9 protein-coding genes and 3 rRNA genes are annotated in these 19,754 nt (G+C 35.6%); 4 read left to right on the top strand and 8 right to left on the bottom strand.

All coding sequences use genetic code 11. The features are described 5' to 3' along the window. Positions 1 to 28: 28 nt before the first annotated feature. On the bottom strand, positions 29 to 2,149 hold the full coding sequence (gene recQ, locus ACZ5N4_RS02380; RefSeq protein WP_464206837.1) for a DNA helicase RecQ: 2,121 nt from the start codon (positions 2,147 to 2,149) through the stop codon (positions 29 to 31). Positions 2,150 to 2,479: 330 nt separating this feature from the next. Here recQ and ACZ5N4_RS02375 point away from each other — a divergent pair, with 330 nt between their 5' ends. From ACZ5N4_RS02375 to ACZ5N4_RS02365, 3 genes are all read left to right on the top strand, one after another. Continuing rightward, complete coding sequence (locus tag ACZ5N4_RS02375) at positions 2,480 to 4,555, top strand: sigma-54 interaction domain-containing protein (protein ID WP_464206835.1); 2,076 nt, start codon at positions 2,480 to 2,482, stop codon at positions 4,553 to 4,555. 170 nt (positions 4,556 to 4,725) lie between these two features. Further along, positions 4,726 to 5,898, top strand: a complete 1,173-nt coding sequence (locus ACZ5N4_RS02370) for a MalY/PatB family protein (RefSeq protein ID WP_464206833.1) — start codon at positions 4,726 to 4,728, stop codon at positions 5,896 to 5,898. A 94-nt stretch (positions 5,899 to 5,992) separates the two neighbouring features. Beyond that, positions 5,993 to 7,333: an APC family permease gene (locus ACZ5N4_RS02365; RefSeq protein ID WP_211143667.1), complete on the top strand. Its 1,341-nt coding sequence runs from the start codon at positions 5,993 to 5,995 to the stop codon at positions 7,331 to 7,333. Between the two features lie 73 nt (positions 7,334 to 7,406). On the opposite strand, the gene treR is transcribed toward ACZ5N4_RS02365, so the two are convergent. The 4 genes from treR to ACZ5N4_RS02345 form a co-directional block, all read right to left on the bottom strand. After that, the gene (gene treR, locus ACZ5N4_RS02360) at positions 7,407 to 8,117 is read right to left on the bottom strand and encodes a trehalose operon repressor (protein ID WP_178908881.1); all 711 of its coding nucleotides are present in this window, start codon (positions 8,115 to 8,117) and stop codon (positions 7,407 to 7,409) included. A 35-nt stretch (positions 8,118 to 8,152) separates the two neighbouring features. Beyond that, positions 8,153 to 9,817 carry an alpha,alpha-phosphotrehalase gene (gene treC / locus ACZ5N4_RS02355; protein WP_464206829.1) on the bottom strand — a complete coding sequence of 555 codons (1,665 nt, stop codon included), beginning with the start codon at positions 9,815 to 9,817 and terminating at the stop codon, positions 8,153 to 8,155. Between the two features lie 99 nt (positions 9,818 to 9,916). Further along, the gene (gene treP / locus ACZ5N4_RS02350) at positions 9,917 to 11,338 is read right to left on the bottom strand and encodes a PTS system trehalose-specific EIIBC component (RefSeq protein ID WP_464206828.1); all 1,422 of its coding nucleotides are present in this window, start codon (positions 11,336 to 11,338) and stop codon (positions 9,917 to 9,919) included. Positions 11,339 to 11,782: 444 nt separating this feature from the next. After that, a complete protein-coding gene (locus tag ACZ5N4_RS02345) occupies positions 11,783 to 12,211 on the bottom strand; it encodes a flavodoxin (protein WP_464206826.1) in 429 nt (142 codons plus the stop codon). 363 nt (positions 12,212 to 12,574) lie between these two features. Between ACZ5N4_RS02345 and ACZ5N4_RS02340 the strand changes: the two genes are divergently transcribed. Continuing rightward, a complete protein-coding gene (locus ACZ5N4_RS02340; protein ID WP_464206824.1) occupies positions 12,575 to 14,245 on the top strand; it encodes a hydrogenase maturation protein in 1,671 nt (556 codons plus the stop codon). 294 nt (positions 14,246 to 14,539) lie between these two features. Here the strand turns inward: ACZ5N4_RS02340 and rrf are convergent. From rrf to ACZ5N4_RS02325, 3 genes are all read right to left on the bottom strand, one after another. After that, positions 14,540 to 14,656: ribosomal RNA gene (rrf, locus tag ACZ5N4_RS02335) — 5S ribosomal RNA — on the bottom strand. A 187-nt stretch (positions 14,657 to 14,843) separates the two neighbouring features. Next, positions 14,844 to 17,737, bottom strand: a 23S ribosomal RNA gene (locus ACZ5N4_RS02330). Positions 17,738 to 18,080: 343 nt separating this feature from the next. Continuing rightward, positions 18,081 to 19,589: ribosomal RNA gene (locus ACZ5N4_RS02325) — 16S ribosomal RNA — on the bottom strand. Together the 16S, 23S and 5S rRNA genes form the textbook arrangement of a ribosomal RNA operon. Positions 19,590 to 19,754 lie beyond the last annotated feature (165 nt).

Below are 19,754 nucleotides of genomic sequence, written 5' to 3'. Positions count from 1 at the left end.
TCTCTCCATATGCTATTTTTAAGATTATTTAATTAATATTTGCTTTATACCAAACTGCTTTTATAGACATATAATCTACTTCCTGTGGAAGAGCATCTTTTATTGGCTTTAACTTGTTTCCTCCTATATTTTTTATAGTCTCTAATATCAAATTCTCATAAGGTTTTTGTATAAAATCATCTATATTTATTTCCATTCCATCCATTAAACATTTAAATATGTGATCTTGTATAGTAGTAATACCTAGCTCTCTTTCCTTTGATATGTCCTTTAAACTTTTTCCCTCTTTATACAAATTGTATGTTATTATATGAGTTTTTATCTTTTCTATTTTTTCTGGAAGCTCTTTTTCTGCTTTAATATTTGATTTTAAATTATTTTCCTTCATATATTTACATATAGCTTCTAAAAAATTTTTCCCATATACCTCTGCTTTTCTCTCTCCTACTCCCTTAATTAAAAGTAAAGAATCTAAATCTGATGGCATATATTCGCTCATTTCCTTAAGGGTTGAATCATGAAAAATCATAAAAGGTGGAATACCTTCTTTTAATGAAATTTCTTTTCTTAATGCTGATAAGACAGCAAATAATTCGTTATCTATCTTCACAGCTTTTTGAACCTTACTTATCTTCATAAATACTTTTTCTTGGTTCTTTAATACTGCATAGGAGTTAGGTTTTAATTTTACTACTGGATATGCATCATCTGTAATAGATAAATATTCATCAGCTATTAGTTTATTTATTAATGATGATATTTGTTTTTGAGTAAATTCCTTCATTATTCCATAAGTAGAAAGCCTATCTAAAGAAGCGGATAAAACCTTTTTATTCTCTGAGCCCTTAAGCACATCCGCTATCATATTTACTCCAAATCGTTCTTTCATTCTATAAACACAAGAAAAAATTTTCTGAGCCTCTAAAGTAATGTCTTTTTCTTCTCTAGTATCATTGCAATTACTGCAATTCCCGCAGTTTTCCATCACTTCTATTTCACCAAAATACTGAAGAATATAAGCTCTAAGGCACTTTGAAGTATAACAATAATCTACCATAACTCTAAGTTTATTATATTCATAGTTTTTTCTTTCCTCAGACATAGTGCTCTCATCTATAAAATATTTCTGAATTTGAATATCCTTTGGCGAAAATAGAATAATACATTCACTGTCCTCGCCATCTCTTCCTGCACGTCCTGCTTCTTGATAATATGCCTCCATATTTTTAGGAATATTGTAATGTATAACGTATCTGACATTTGACTTGTCTATTCCCATACCAAAGGCATTAGTTGCAACAATAATATCTATATTATCAAAAGAAAAGTCTTCTTGAACTTGATTCCTTTGATTTTCACTTAAACCAGCATGATATACTCCTACTTTGTGCCCTTTTTGATGCAACTTACTATATAGACTTTCTGCCTCTTTTCTTGTAGAGGTATATATAATTCCAATTTTACTTTCATTATTTGCTATATATTCCTTTAAAAAGTTATCTTTATCTTCACCCTTTATAACTGTAAACCTCAAATTTTTTCTATCAAAGCCAGTTACAAACACCTTAGGATTTGATAAATCTAAAAGTTCTAACATATCCTTCCTTACCACTTCGGTAGCTGTAGCCGTGAAGGCTGCTATTACTGGTCTCTTAGAAAGTTTGTTTATAAATGAACTAATTCTTCTATAGCTTGGTCTAAAATCATGACCCCACTGAGATACACAATGTGCTTCATCTACTGCTATAAGTGGAATGTTCAACTCCTTTAAAAGATTACAAAAACTTTCTGATTCTAATCTTTCTGGTGCAATATAAATAAGCTTATACTTTCCGCTTCTAGCATAAAATAGAGTTTCTTGAAGTTCTATATTATCTAATGAACTATTTATATAAGCTGCCTCTATTCCAATTTCCCTTAGATAATCAACTTGATCCTTCATAAGAGATATTAAAGGTGATATTACTATAGTTATACCTTCCATTAACAATGCTGGTATCTGAAAACATATAGATTTTCCTGCCCCTGTAGGCATAATAGCTAAAGTATCCTTGCCTTTTAATATACTTTCTACTATTTGTTCTTGAGCAACTCTAAATTCAGAGTATCCATAATATTTTTTTAAAATCTCTCTTGATTTTTGCAACATTTTATATATACTCCCTTGTTACTTAGTTAAAGATACATAATCAAGAATAAATAGTTTTAGATAATTGCCTAAAACTATTCATTCTTTGCTTTATTATATATTGTATCATATCTGCATTATATCCACTTTATAAATTAAATAACCCATTAAAAGCTTCTTAGTATACATAATACCTAATCCCCTCCGCTAAACCCATACCAAAAATATAGAATGTACTGTTATCTATTTTATAAATTCCAGCATAAAGCTTATTATAGTAGTATAAACCAGTAGACAGAATAAGACTACCTAAGTAAAATATTATTAAATTGTGATTAGGAGGAAAAACTTATGCCAAAAGTAATTGCAATAGTCGCATTTGCATCCGAAGTTGTAAAATTTTATTGCAAACAATTAAATGAATTATTCGGTGAACTTATTAAAGTCAAAGCTTATTCCTTTGAGGATAACAATATAGATAAAATTGTACATGCAGATATGTTTATAATATCTACTTATTCTATTTATCAAACAATAAGAAAAAACATCCCTAACGAAAGTGAAGTTGTAATAACAAACATAACCTTATCAAAAGAAGGACTCTGTCAAGTAATGAACATCCCACATAAAACTAAGGCTATGTTAGTTAACTTAAGCGCAGAAATGTGTATTGAAACAATATCATTAATCTACCAGTTAGGCGTTAATCATATTGAATTAGTTCCATTCTATCCAGGTATGAAGGATATCCCAAATCTTGATTTAGCAGTAACTCCTGGTGAAGCAAGATACGTTCCTAGTAATGTAAGCACAATACTAGATATAGGTCATAGGTTGTTGGATACATCCACGATAATTGAAATTGCTTTAAAGCTTAAACTTGAACATTTGCTTCAAAATAATAATTTTAAAAACTATTTCAATAGTATAGCGACAAATAGCTATAGCTTGGAAGAGTTAACGGGTAAAACCAATAGACTTGAAACTCAATTTGATATACTTCTTGAAGTATTAGATAGAGGGATAATAGGAATAAACGCTCAAGGATTAATTTTCGCATGTAATAACAGCGCTGAAAGAATCATTAATATGAGAAAAGATTCTGTAATAGGAAAAATGCTCAAGGTTATTCTTCCTGAAGTTTCTTTCGATTATGTATCAAATACTTTTGAATCGATAAAATCAAAGCTTATAAAAATAAATGATACTTATATAAATCTTAATATTCAGCCAGTTGTATGCTCTAATAAATATATTGGCGCTTTTGTCATTCTTCAAAGATTTAAAGATACAGAACATCAACAACATAAGCTCAGACTGCAGCTTTTAAATAAAGGTCATATAGCAAAATATACTTTTGACAATATAATAGGAAAAAGTTCTACAATAGTTAAAACAAAAGAAATTGCTAAGAAAATGTCCAAAGCTGATTCCTCTGTTTTAATTACGGGTGAAAGCGGCACGGGAAAAGAACTTTTTGCCCAGGCAATACATAACAGTTCAAATAGAAAGGAGTATCCCTTTGTTGCCGTTAACTGTGCAGCCATACCTGAAAATCTTCTTGAGAGTGAGCTTTTTGGATATGAAGATGGCGCTTTTACAGGAGCTAAAAAAGGTGGAAAACTAGGTCTGTTTGAATTTGCACATATGGGAACTCTATTTTTAGATGAAATAGGCGAAATGAGTTTAAACCTTCAAGCAAAATTACTAAGAATCTTACAAGAAAAAGAATTTGTACGTATTAGCGGAAATAATGTTATAAAAGTTGATGTTAGAGTGATTGCTGCTACTAACAGAGACTTAAAGCAGCTGGTGCAAGAAGGTACCTTTAGAAAAGACCTTTATTATAGACTTAATGTTCTTCCTTTAACTATCCCTCCTCTAAGTCATAGAGGTGAAGATATTTTGCTTCTTATTGAAAAATTCAAAAAGGATTTAAATAGTCACTTTACATTAACACCTGAAGCAGTTGACGCTTTTTTAAACTACTCTTGGGACGGAAACATAAGAGAACTAAATAACTATGTTGAGTACCTAACATATTTGGGTGATGATAAAATTTGTGTAAGTGATTTACCTTTTAAATTGCAAACTAATAAAAATAATAGTTATAAAACAATTGAAAATGAAAATACTTATTTTGAAGATTTTAAGAGATTTACTAAAAAAAGAGCTGATGAATATTTATTTGTGCTTAACCAATTATCTATAAACCATGCAAATAGAACTACAATAGGACGAAAAGCTATTTCTAAGGCTTCTGAAAATGCAAATATTTTTTTAACTGAGCAGGAAGTCAGAAATCTCCTTACAAATCTCGAAAAGTTTAAACTGGTTAAGGTTTTAAAAGGTAGAGGTGGAAGTAAAATAACAGAATTAGGTCTTAAGTTTTTAGATAAAATTAAAACGGGTCAAGTGGAGTATTAATTTCTCCATTTGACCCATTTATTTTAATAATTATATTACTTTTTCACGTAAATGATTACATTTTCCGTACAAAATACTTTGGCATATTAATTGCTTATACTATAAATGTATTTGCAAATACATTAAATTATATTATTAAAAATAAAAAGGACATTTAGGGAGGAACAAAAATGAAGTATAACTTTGATGAAATTATTGACAGAAAAAATAACTATTCTGCTAAGTATGATGAATTAAAACTTAAATTTGGAAAAGATGACTTAATACCTATGTGGGTTGCTGATATGGATTTTAAAACAGCACAACCTATTATTGATGCAATTAAAGACAGAGTAGAGCAAGGAATATATGGATATACATCAAGACCAAATTCTTATTATGAATCAGTTAGTGAGTGGTTGAATAAAAGACATGGTTGGGATGCTGATAGTAAATGGATGATTCACAGTCCGGGAGTAGTTCCAACATTAAGCATATTAGTTAAAGAATTTACAGATCCTGGTGATAAAATAATAATTCAAGATCCTGTTTATTATCCATTCTTTGATGTAGTAAGAAACAACGGCAGAGAATTAGTACTTAATACATTAAAATTAGTAGATGGAAATTATGTAATGGATTATGAGGGACTTGAAGAAGCAGCTAAAGCAGGAGCAAAGATGCTTATTTTATGTAATCCTCATAACCCTGTAGGACGTGTATGGACTAGAGAGGAATTAGTAAAGCTTGGAGACATTTGCTTAAAATATGGTGTTAGAGTTATTTCTGATGAAATACATTCAGATCTTATATATAAAAACAACAAACATATTCCATTTGCAATGATTTCAGAAGAATTTTGTAAGAATACTATAACTTGTGTTGCTCCGAGTAAGACATTCAATCTTGCAGGTCTACAAGCTTCACTTGTAATTTTCCCTAGAAAAGAAGAAAGAGAAAAGTTTGATAATATATTAGGTGCACTTGATATAAAGAGAAATAGTCCTTTTAGTGTTGTAGCAACTGAAGCAGCATATAGACATGGAGAAGAGTGGCTTGAGCAGCTTTTAGAATATTTAGAGACAAATATTGATTATATATATGATTACTGTAAGTTAAATATACCTAAGATAAAACCTAATAAACCGCAAGGAACATATCTTGTTTGGTTTGATTGTAGAGAACTTGGAATGAATAGTGAAGAATTAAGCAAGTTTATGATTGAAGAAGTAGGAGTTGCCATGGATGATGGCTTCTGGTTTGGTTCCATGGGCGAAGGATATGTAAGAATGAATATTGCATGCCCAAGATCAATAATTGAACAAGCTTTAGAAAGGCTAAAAACAGCTATAGACAAATTATAAAAGTATTATATTCATTGGGGACTTAATTGAAATTATGAAATAATAGTTTAAACAATATAAAATAAAAATCATTTGATTATAGGAGGAAGTTTACATGAGTGAAACTCAGAAACAGCAACTGGCAAAAAGTATGAATGCATTTCAAGGTATAATGTATGTAATCGGTTTGGTAATTGGTTCTGGAGTTTTCTTAAAACCAGCAGTAGTATTAAGAAACATGGATTCTACAGGTGGAGCAATTTTCATGTGGGTTTTTGGAGGTATAATTACAATAGCAGCTGCACTTACTGTTGCGGAAATTGCTGGATACATCCCTAAGGTTGGTGGAATGTATACCTATCTATCGGAATTATATAATGATACTATTGGTTATTTATTTGGTTGGGTAGGAAATTTAATAAATTGCCCTGGATCTTCTGCTGCACTTGCAATAGCTTGCGCAACCTTTGCAACATTCTTTGTGCCAATGAGCGCTATACAACAAAAATGCTTTGCTATCTCTCTAGTAGTGCTGCTAGTTATAGCACAAATAATTTCAACTAAATATGGTGTTTGGCTCCAGACTGTAGCAACAATAGGTAAACTTGTTCCAATTGCAGTTATAGCTATTTTCGGTTTAATTAATGGAACTGCACATGATATAAGTTTTGCATCAGTAGGACATATAAAAAGCGCTGGTGCTGGTGTTGCATTGCTTGGTGTATTATGGGCATATGATGGATGGCTTAGCTGTTGCACACTAGCCGCTGATATGAAAGAACCTGAAAAAAATATACCTAAAGCTATAATCATAGGGATATCATTTGTTATGCTAGTATATGTTGCATTTAATATAGCGATTTTCAATGTATTACCAGGACCTACTGCAGCTATTTCTGAAAGAATAGGTGTAGATACATGTCAGAAGCTTTTTGGTCCTAGCGGTGCCACTTTTATAACAATTGGAATGATGCTTTCTGTATTTGGAGCTTTAAATGGGATGTTAACTTGTGGTTCAAGATACACTTTTGCAATGGGACAACGTAACCATCTTCCAGCGGCTAAAACATTTTCTGCTATACACCCTAAATTAGGTACTCCTATTAACGCATTAATATTCCAAGGCGTAGTTGCAATATTATATATATTATCAGGCACATTTAACTCAATAACAGATTTAATTGTATTTGCTTTGTGGATTTTCTATACTTTGGGCGTTATAAGTATATTCATCCTTAGAAAGAGAATGCCTCGTAATCCAAAACTTTATCATGTCCCACTATATCCTATAGTTCCTCTTATAGGCATAGCAGGAGGAGTTTATTTAATGGTTTCTACGCTTAAAGATTCACCTACTAGCGCTCTATTGGGAATAGGTCTTACTTTATTAGGATTACCAGTGTATTACTATTGCAAAAGCAAAAATAAAGATCAGTCTACTAAAATTGATGCATAAAATATCTCTCCATATATAAATAATAAAATAAGAAGGGAATTTCGCATTCTCTTCTTATTTTATTACTTGTATTTTATTTTCTCCTAGCAAAGTCCACAAATCTAAACTTATCTGGTCTATGTCTAGATTCAGTGTACTGAAACAGACTCATATCATCTAAATATATATAATTTTTTACCACTACTATCATATTATAATTTTCAAAATCTAAGTATTTTTTATCTTCCTCTGTAACTTGTTGTACTGTAATTTCCTTTTTAGCAAAGCTGATTTTCAGACTTAGTTCCTTTTCAAGATATTCATATATTGAATTCTCACAAATTTCCTTAGTCAACAATGGTACATACTTTTTGTTTAAAAAATCTTTATCTAAGATAATTTTTTTATTCCCTATCTCTCTTACCCTTATAACTTTCCAAATGTCATCTTCTTCTGAGACATTTAATTGCTTTTTTAAGAATTTATCTGGTTTAACTAGCTCCAGTTCTTGTAAAATTGTGTTTGATTTTACACCCATTTTTTCAGATAACTCTTTAAAACTTGTTAGACCTGATACAGGAAAATCGAATCTATTAATATCAATTACAAAAGACCCTTTTCCTTTTACTTTTTGAATATATCCGTTTCCTTCTAATAAATTTAGAGCCTTTCTCACTGTATCTCTAGATACAGTATACATTTGCATTAACTCATTTTCTGATGGAAGTTTTGAGTTAGCATCAACTTTACCGTTTTCTATTTTATTTACTAGTTCGTTATATATAATTAAGTATTTACTATCCATATTCTATCACCAATGATATTTTAACACCTCTTTTGTTATTTCTCAAGATGATAAACTATTGATTCATATGGTCTTAAATTGACTCTCTTAAAATCCTCACTCGAGTCTTTATAATTCGATATTAGAATATTACTTTTATGATTATCAAAATTAAATTGAGAAGGCAATTGAAATACAGTTTCTTTTCCATAAAAATTGTTTACTACCAGTAACTTTTCGTTATTATAATTTCTTATATAAGCAAATATATCTTTGTGATCTTCTAATATTAATTTAAAATCTCCATAGGCAACAATATCATATTCTTTCCTCAGTTTGATTAACTTTTGGTAATAATAAAAAATTGAATTATTATCCTCTAATGAATTCTCAACATTAATTTCTTCATAATTCTTACTTATCGATAGCCACGGAGTTCCAGTGGTAAATCCAGCTTGACTACATTTACTCCAATGCATTGGAGTACGTGAGTTATCACGTGATTTTGACTGTAGTACCTTAATTATTTCTTTTTCGTCCTTGCCTTGTTGTTTTGATATATCATAGTAATTAATGGATTCTACATCCTTATATAAATTAATATTATCATAATACGGATTTGTCATGCCAATTTCTTCACCTTGATAAATATATGGAGTACCACGCAACATGTGTATTGAAGTCGCCAGCATCTTTGCTGACTCCCTATGATATTTTTGGTCATCTCCGAAACGAGATACAATACGCGGTTGATCGTGATTACACCAAAATACTGCACTCCATCCATTACCTTCTTGAATTCTAAGTTGCCATGAATTAAAAATTGCCTTAAGCTTTATAAAATCAAAATCCATTAACGTCCACTTATCTCCATCTTTGTAATCAACCTTAAGATGGTGAAAGTTGAATACCATAGATAATTCCTTTTCTTTCGGATTTGAATATTTAACACAATTATCTATTGTTGTTGATGACATTTCGCCGACAGTTATGATATCTTCATGTTTACCATAGGTTTCTTTATTTAGTTCCTTTAAATATTGATGAATATGTGGTCCGTCTGTATAAAATCGTCGACCATCACCTTCATAATCATCCTCATAGTTATCTGGTTTTGAAATTAAATTAATAACATCGAAACGAAATCCTTTAACTCCCTTTTCAATCCAAAAATTTATAATATCAAAAACTTCTTTCTTCACATCTTCATTTTCCCAGTTGAGATCAGCTTGAGTTATATCAAATAAGTGCAAATAGTATTCTTCAAATTCTTTTATATATTCCCAAGATGAACCACCAAATTTTGATGTCCAATTCGTTGGCTCTCTGCCATCCTTTGCTTCCTTAAAAATATAATAATTTTTGTATTTTTTATCACCTTTTATAGCATTTTTAAACCACTGATGTTCTGTAGATGTATGATTAAATACCATATCTAACATAACACTGATACCTAGTTTCTTAGCCTCTGAGACCATTTCCTCAAAATCATCCATAGTTCCAAACCTTGGATCAATATTACAATAGTCCTCTATGTCATATCCGTTATCTTTTTGAGGAGAAACATAAAAAGGAGTTACCCATATATAGTCTACACCTAATATTTTTAGGTAGCCTAACTTTCCAGTTATGCCTTTTAAATCACCGATTCCATCTCCATTAGAATCATTGAATGATTTTGGATATACTTGATAGACTACACTCTTTTTAAAATCTTTCATGAAATTCACTCCTTTAGTCTAAATATACAATGCGTATAAACGAAGGATTTATAATTCTTCTCTTATACGCACTATAATATTAATATCTTTTGTTTGTTTTTATTTTTTCAATGCAATTTTCTTTTTGGCAAATATAATTGTCAATATAAATGGTATAACAATGGCTACAAGCATTGCTAACGCGAAGATTAGCATATACTGAGGCTTTATTGATAAAATACCTGGTAAGCCTCCAACCCCAATTGAATTAGCCATAACCCCTGAGGCTACTGAAATAACAGCTGCAATTGCTGAACCTATCATAGCGGCCAAAAATGGGAATATATATTTTAAATTAATACCAAACATAGCTGGTTCAGTTACACCTAAATAACATGATATTGCTGCAGGAATAGATACCTGTTCCTCTTCTTTATTACCTCTATTTAAATATATTATTGCTAAAACTGCTGAACCTTGAGCAATATTTGATAATGCAATCATCGGCCATAAATTTGTTCCTCCAAATTGAGCCATTAATTGTAAGTCTATAGCGTTCGTCATATGGTGCAATCCAGTAATAACCAACGGTGCATAAGTAAATCCAAATATGGCTGCAAATAGCCATCCGAATGATGATGTTAAACTTGAATATACAACACTTGAAATAAACTTCCCTATCGACCAACCTATTGGTCCTAAAATAGTATGTGCTATTAATACAGTAGGAACTAATGCTAGAAATGGTACTACTATCATGGATATATATTCAGGAACAATCTTACGCACATTTTTTTCTAATATAGCTAAAAGAAATCCTGCAAGTATAGCTGGAATAACCTGAGCTTGGTATCCTATCATTTGAATTCTTGCAAAGCCAAAATCCCAAAAAGGTATTTTATCGGCAGGAGTGCCTGCAACGGCATAAGCATTTAATAGCTGTGGTGATACTAGTGTTATACCTAATATAATCCCTAATATCTGAGTTGTACCCATCTTCTTAGAAATGGACCATGTTATTCCCACTGGCAAGAAGAAGAAAATTGCCTCTCCAATTAACCATAAGAATGAGTGAACACCAGCCCAAAACTGATACTGCTGTACTATTGTTTTAGTTCCACCTTCAAGCAACTTAATATCTCCAATTATATTACGAAAACCTAGTATTAAACCTCCAACTACAAGAGCAGGAATAAGTGGTGTAAATATTTCTGCTAAATTAGCAAGCAATTTCTGAATGAAGCTCATATTGCTTTTAGCAGCAATCTTAGCCTGTTCCTTACTAACACCATCTACACCAGTAAGTTCTACAAAGTCATTATAGAATAAAGATACTTCATTACCTATAATAACTTGGAATTGCCCCGCCTGCGTAAAGGTACCTTTTACAGCCTTAATACCCTCGATTTTTTTTACATCTGCTTTTTTAGCATCGTTTAATACAAAACGCATACGTGTTGCGCAATGAGTTACTGCAGCAATGTTTTCTTTTCCACCAATATACTCTAGCAACTGTTTCGCTTCATTTGAGAACTTACCCATACCAAAACCCCCACCATATTTTTTATTTTATTACTCATGAACATATTATTACTGTCTCTTAAAACCTATACGTACAAGTTGTGTTGTAAATAAATTATAACCTGTACGTACATGTTAGTCAATACGTTTTCATAATTTATAATAAAAATAAATAATTATGTTAAATGAATCTAATACATTCGTTAATAACGCTCTGATTATATATATTATCCAATGTCTCACATAAATAAAATACACCAAGCATAGGCTTAGTGTATTTTATAATTGTCTAAAGTAATCTATTCTTTTATAACTGAGTTTTATGCTAAAAACACAGTAGCATAAGTAGTTATAAATTACGAAGTTATTTTATTATTTATATCATTTACAATGCAGTTATATACAATGTAAATTCGTAATAACTTACTCTTTCTATACAAACTTATGAATTATTACGAATCCTTACTAATCCTTTGCTAATACTTCACCTAGTTTTCTGCATAATTCAAGTCCTTCTTCATCTGGAAAACTATTAATTATCAATCCATCCTTTAAAAGATTTGCTCCATAGGATCTCATTTTTTCCTCCCAATCTCGCATCCATTCACCGCTACCCCATCCATATGAACCAAATAGAACAAGTTTTTTTCCTCTTATAGCTTCTGTAATTGATTCAATAAATGGCTCCATCTCTGATTCTTCTAATTGTTCTGCTCCCATTGATGGGCATCCAAGAGCTACGGCATCATCGTTTTTTATGTCTTCAATTGATGCTGTATTTACATTTAGTAATGAAACAGTTACTCCATCTATGCTAGCACCTTGAACTAACTCATGTGCCATCGCTTCTGTATTTCCTGTTCCACTCCAATAAATTACAACTATATTTTTCATATTACCCCTCCTTATTGATAATGAATCTCATTATCAATGATGTAAGTCTTATTTTCTTATTTGTCAATAAAAATATATTTTCTTGAAATTTATTTATTATAGTTAAACAAATACTACATTTTTGTAGTTATAAGTTAATTTATGAAAGTTTTAACTCTAAATACATTTTTTATACAGTCGAATAAGAAAAATTTCTACTATTCTAGTAATAAAAACTAGCATGCTAATTTTCAGAGTGATATTCTGGATAAAATTTACTGTTGACATCAATATTAAATTTTGATAAAAATAATTGATTGATATTAATAATCATTTTCATTTTTATTCACTATTTAATAAACTCTTTTGGAGGTACAAAGCACTATGCGTATTTTATTCTTATCAACAGCTCATAATAGCTTAAGTCAAAGAGCTTTTGTGGAGTTAACTGATATTGGTCACGACGTTTATGTTCAAATTGTAAGTAGTACTAAGATCATGGAGAATGCTGTAAAAGATTATAATCCCGATTTAATTATTGCACCTTTCTTAAAAAAATATATTCCAGAAACAATTTGGAATAATAATACATGTATTATTATTCATCCTGGTATTAAAGGTGACCGTGGCCCCTCTTCTTTGGATTGGGCAATTCTCAACAAAGAAGCAGAATGGGGAGTTACACTTCTACAAGCAAATGAAAAATTAGATGCTGGAGACATTTGGTCATCACATAACTTTAAAATGAAACCTACAAGTAAGAGTTATTTATATCGTCATGAATTAGCTGATGCGGCTATTAAATGCCTATTAGAGACAGTAGAACGATTTAAAAGCAAGAAATTTACACCACTAAAACTTGACTATAGCCAAAAAGATGTTAAAGGTAGGAGTCACGAACCTATTAAGCAAATTTATCGTGCTGTTAATTGGACAGAACCTACTGAAGTAATTGTGAGAAAAATTCGTTCTGCTGATAGCCAGCCTGGGTTGTTAGATACAATTTATGGGGAAAATTATTATCTATATGGAGTTCATGAAGAAGATAATCTTAAAGGAAAACCAGGAGAAATTATTGCTAAAAGAAACGGCGCTATTTGTCGTGCCACGGGTAATAGTGCTGTTTGGATTACTCATCTTAAGAAAAAAAACAATGAATATCATACATATTTTAAACTTCCTTCGGTTCAAGTTCTTAATGAACAACTAAAGAACGTTCCAGAGTTACCAGTTAAAGATAACTATAAAGGACGTACATTTAAAGAAATATGGTATGAAGAGAAAAATAAAGTCGGTTATCTTTACTTTGAGTTTTATAACGGAGCTATGAGTACGAATCAGTGCCTTAGACTAAAAAATGCATTGATTGAAGCAAAAAAACGCAATACCAATGTAATAGTGTTAATGGGTGGTTCTGACTTTTGGTCAAACGGGATTCATCTTAATGTAATTGAGGCGGCTGATAATTCTGCTGATGAATCATGGGAAAATATTAATAGTATTGATAACCTTGTAAAGGAAATTATTCTAACAGATACTCATCTTGTTATTTCAGCAATAAGAGGTAATGCTGCAGCAGGAGGAGTGTCACTAGCTTTAGCTGCTGACAAAGTAATTGCACGGAATGGAGTTGTATTAAACCCTCATTACAAAAAAATGGGCTTATATGGCTCTGAATATTGGACATATCTTTTGCCTAAACGTATTGGCGCTGAAAAAGCAATTGAAATATCAAAAACCTGTCTTCCTATGAGTACTAAAACTGCTAAGAAAATTGGGTTAATAGACTATACATTTGATGCAGCAACCTTTAAAAATGAAATTATAAAAATGGCTGAGGAGTTAGCCACAAGCCCATGCTACAATAAAATGTTAGAACAAAAACAATATAAAAGAAAAAGGGATGAGAGTTTAAAACCTCTTGAATCCTATCGCCAAGAAGAATTAGAACAAATGTGGAATAATTTTTATGGTTCAGATCAAACTTATCACATTGCACGAAAGAGATTTGTCTACAAATTATCCTGTGACGAAGAATTACCTAATGGTTTCTAAATGTATCTATTTTGCTCTTTACATGATTTTGAGCTGTACATAGATTTATAATTTACACTTACACACATCCCTTACTTCTTTTGTTGCTTTAACTTTATTCACAGAAAAAAACACTAGGCATAATACCTAGTGTTTTTCTCGTTATTTACTTGGCGACGACCTACTCTTCCACAGGATCTTCCCTGCAGTATCATCGGCACTGTGAATCTTAACCAACCTGTTAGGAATGGGTATGTTACTTACTTTTTTACATAAATAAAAAACACTAAGCATATGCTTAGTGTTTTTACTATTACCTGGCGACGACCTACTCTTCCACAGGGTCTCCCCTGCAGTACCATTGGCACTGTGAAGCTTAACCTTCGTGTTCGGAATGGGAACGGGTGTTACCTTCACGTCATTACCACCAGATCTACAAAAATTGCTATAAGCTTCGCATTACTTCGTCAGCTCCCTCCCTGTGGTACTCATTTACAGATCAGTAAACTCTGTTCCTCGCTCAGTCGCTTCCTTGTACTACTCGCTTCTATCAATTTTTAGTTGTTACTTTTTGTGTTCAGAAACTATTGTTCTCTGAAAATTGCACAGTGAATTGTATTTGGTCAAGCCCTCGACCTATTAGTATCAGTCAGCTGAACATGTTACCATGCTTACACCTCTGACCTATCAACCTTGTGTTCTTCAAGGGGTCTTACTAGCTTACGCTATGGGAAATCTAATCTTGAGGTGGGCTTCACGCTTAGATGCTTTCAGCGTTTATCCCGTCCCGACATAGCTACCCAGCTGTGCTCCTGGCGGAACAACTGGTGCACCAGAGGTCAGTCCATCCCGGTCCTCTCGTACTAAGGACAGCTCCTCTCAAATTTCCTACGCCCGCGACGGATAGGGACCGAACTGTCTCACGACGTTCTGAACCCAGCTCGCGTGCCGCTTTAATGGGCGAACAGCCCAACCCTTGGGACCTACTTCAGCCCCAGGATGCGACGAGCCGACATCGAGGTGCCAAACCTCCCCGTCGATGTGGACTCTTGGGGGAGATCAGCCTGTTATCCCCGAGGTAGCTTTTATCCGTTGAGCGATGGCCCTCCCACGAGGAACCACCGGATCACTAAGCCCGACTTTCGTCCCTGCTCCACTTGTATGTGTCGCAGTCAGGCTCCCTTCTGCCTTTGCACTCTACGAACGATTTCCAACCGTTCTGAGGGAACCTTTGGGCGCCTCCGTTACTTTTTAGGAGGCGACCGCCCCAGTCAAACTGCCCACCTAACAATGTCCCGTGACCAGATTCATGGCCGCCGGTTAGAATCCCAGTACTGTCAGGGTGGTATCCCAAGGATGACTCCACAAAGGCTGACGCCCTTGTTTCTCAGTCTCCCACCTATCCTGTACAGACAATACCGAAACTCAATGCTAAGCTACAGTAAAGCTCTACGGGGTCTTTCCGTCCAATCGCGGGTAGCAAGCATCTTCACTTGCACTACAATTTCGCCGGATTTGTTGTCGAGACAGTGCCCAAGTCATTACGCCATTCGTGCGGGTCGGAACTTACCCGACAAGGAATTTCGCTACCTTAGGACCGTTATAGTTACGGCCGCCGTTTACTGGGGCTTAAGTTCACACCTTCGCTTGCGCTAAGTGTTCCCCTTAACCTTCCAGCACCGGGCAGGCGTCAGCCCCTATACATCAGCTTTCGCTTTAGCAGAGACCTGTGTTTTTGCTAAACAGTTGCTTGGGCCTATTCTCTGCGACCTACTTGCGTAGGCACCCCTTATCGCTAACTTACGGGGTCAATTTGCCGAGTTCCTTGACAACAATTCTTCCGCTGGTCTTAGGATTCTCTCCTCACCTACCTGTGTCGGTTTGCGGTACGGGCACCAACTTCCTCCATAGAGACTTTTCTTGGCAGCGTGGAATCAGATACTTCGCCCATAAGGGCTCCCCATCACACCTCAACTAAGTTTAACGGATTTGCCTGTTAAACATGTCTAAGTGCTTAGACGCACATCCAATAGTGCGCACATCTTATCCTCCTGCGTCATCCCATTTGTAATAACGTCAGTTGGCGGTATCGGAATATCAACCGATTGTCCATCACCTACGCCTTTCGGCCTCGGCTTAGGTCCCGACTAACCCTGAGCGGACGAGCCTTCCTCAGGAAACCTTAGGTTTTCGACCAATAAGATTCTCACTTATTTCTCGCTACTTATGCCAGCATACTCACTCCTGTACAGTCCACCGCTCCTTTCGGTACGACTTCAATCCATACAGGAAGCTCCTCTACCGCTCTTTCGAGCCCATAGCTTCGGTGGTAAGTTTTAGCCCCGGACATCTTCGGCGCAGGATCTCTCGACTAGTGAGCTATTACGCACTCTTTGAATGAGTGGCTGCTTCTAAGCCAACATCCTAGTTGTCTTAGAAATCCCACATCCTTTTCCACTTAACTTACACTTTGGGACCTTAGCTGATGATCTGGGCTGTTTCCCTTTTGACCACGGATCTTATCATTCGTAGTCTGACTGCTGAGATTCAAGTATATGGCATTCGGAGTTTGATAGGGTTCAGTAACTGTTGTCAGCCCCTAGCCCATTCAGTGCTCTACCTCCATTACTCATTCTCAACGCTAGCCCTAAAGCTATTTCGAGGAGAACCAGCTATCTCCGAGTTCGATTGGAATTTCTCCGCTATCCACAGCTCATCCCATGGTTTTTCAACACCAACGTGGTTCGGTCCTCCACGGAATTTTACTTCCGCTTCAACCTGTCCATGGATAGGTCACCCGGTTTCGGGTCTACGACATGCAACTTATTGCCCTATTCAGACTCGGTTTCCCTTCGGCTGCGCACCTTAAGTGCTTAACCTTGCTACATATCGTAACTCGCTGGCTCGTTCTACAAAAAGCACGTCATCGCACGTAAAAGTGCTTTGACCGGTTGTGGACACACGGTTTCAGGTTCTATTTCACTCCCCTCCCGGGGTTCTTTTCACCTTTCCCTCACGGTACTGCTTCACTATCGGTCACCAGTTAGTATTTAGCCTTGGGAGGTGGTCCTCCCTGCTTCCCACAAGGTTTCACGTGTCTCGTGGTACTCTGGAGCAGATCTCGTTGCTATTCTTTTCACTTACAGGGCTGTTACCTTCTACGGCGGAGCCTTCCAGCTCTCTTCAATTAAGAAATCACAACTTTTGTGATCTGTCCGCAACCCCAGGAACAAGTTCCTGGTTTGGGCTCTTTCCCTTTCGCTCGCCGCTACTTAGGAAATCGATTTTTCTTTCTCTTCCTCCGGGTACTTAGATGTTTCAGTTCCCCGGGTATATCCCTATAAACCTATGAATTCAGTTTACAGTACACTACGTTAGTAGTGTGGGTTGCCCCATTCGGAAATCTTCGGATCACAGGCTATTTGCGCCTACCCGAAGCTTATCGCAGCTTATCACGTCCTTCTTCGACTACTGGTGCCAAGGCATTCACCATGCGCCCTTTGTAGCTTGACCATCTAAATTAATATTACCTTCGCATTACTGCGTCAGCTTCCTTCATTGCGGTGCTCATTTACCTTAAGTAAACTCTGCTCCTCATTCAGTTACTTCCTTGTACTGCTCGCTACTATTAATTTATATTAATTCTTAAATCTACAAAGGTTACTTACTTATATAATAAGTAGTTTTACCTTCAGCTTTACTTTTATTTAATATCACTGTGCAATTTTCAAAGAACAATTGGAGATTTATTTTATCATGTTGATTATTCAAAATCAACTAGTAAATAATCCCTCAAGATTAAACAGAGTGTAAACAAACCTTCAAAGTAGAATTACCTACTTTGTCGACTCCTTAGAAAGGAGGTGATCCAGCCGCAGGTTCTCCTACGGCTACCTTGTTACGACTTCACCCCAATCACTAACCCCACCTTCGGCCGCGTCTTCCTTACGGTTAGACTACGGACTTCGGGTGTTGCCAGCTCTCATGGTGTGACGGGCGGTGTGTACAAGGCCCGGGAACGTATTCACCGCGACATGCTGATTCGCGATTACTAGCAACTCCAGCTTCATGTAGGCGAGTTTCAGCCTACAATCCGAACTGAGGGTAATTTTATAGTTTTGCTCCACATCACTGTATTGCTTCTCTTTGTATTACCCATTGTAGCACGTGTGTAGCCCTAGACATAAGGGGCATGATGATTTGACGTCATCCCCACCTTCCTCCCGGTTAACCCGGGCAGTCTCACTAGAGTGCTTAACTTAATGGTAGCAACTAATGATAAGGGTTGCGCTCGTTGCAGGACTTAACCTAACATCTCACGACACGAGCTGACGACAACCATGCACCACCTGTCTTCCTGCCCCGAAGGGCTTCCTCCATTACGAGTAATTCAGGAGATGTCAAGTCTAGGTAAGGTTCTTCGCGTTGCTTCGAATTAAACCACATGCTCCGCTGCTTGTGCGGGCCCCCGTCAATTCCTTTGAGTTTTAATCTTGCGATCGTACTTCCCAGGCGGAGTACTTATTGTGTTAACTGCGGCACAGAAGGGGTCGATACCTCCTACACCTAGTACTCATCGTTTACGGCGTGGACTACCAGGGTATCTAATCCTGTTTGCTACCCACGCTTTCATGCCTCAGCGTCAGTTACGGTCCAGAGAGTCGCCTTCGCCACTGGTGTTCTTCCTAATCTCTACGCATTTCACCGCTACACTAGGAATTCCACTCTCCTCTCCCGCACTCTAGACTTCCAGTTTGAAATGCAGCACCCAAGTTAAGCCCGGGTATTTCACATCTCACTTAAAAATCCGCCTACGCATCCTTTACGCCCAGTAAATCCGGACAACGCTCGCCACCTACGTATTACCGCGGCTGCTGGCACGTAGTTAGCCGTGGCTTCCTCCTTTGGTACCGTCATTATCGTCCCAAAAGACAGAGCTTTACAACCCGAAGGCCTTCATCACTCACGCGGCGTTGCTGCATCAGGCTTTCGCCCATTGTGCAATATTCCCCACTGCTGCCTCCCGTAGGAGTCTGGACCGTGTCTCAGTTCCAATGTGGCCGATCACCCTCTCAGGTCGGCTACGCATCGTCGCCTTGGTGAGCCTTTACCTCACCAACTAGCTAATGCGCCGCGGGTCCATCTCAAAGCGGATTGCTCCTTTAATTAGTTCTCCATGCGAAAAACTAATGTTATGCGGTATTAATCTCCCTTTCGGGAGGCTATCCCCCTCTTTGAGGCAGGTTACCCACGTGTTACTCACCCGTCCGCCGCTAATCCACCCCGAAGGGTTTCATCGCTCGACTTGCATGTGTTAGGCACGCCGCCAGCGTTCGTCCTGAGCCAGGATCAAACTCTCAATTTAAAAGTTTGAATGCTCATTACTGTTGTTTTTGACTACTAACAAGTAGTTCAAAAGAATTGCTGGTTTAGTTTACTTAATAAAAATCATCTTGATTTTTAACCTCTGTTTAATTTTCAAGGATCATCTGCCATTCAAGACAGCTTATACAGTTTCTCATACTTACTT

This window comes from Clostridium nitrophenolicum (assembly GCF_055391695.1).
Note: the sequence above shows the minus strand (reverse complement) of the source record. Positions and strands in the feature narration are given on the sequence as shown.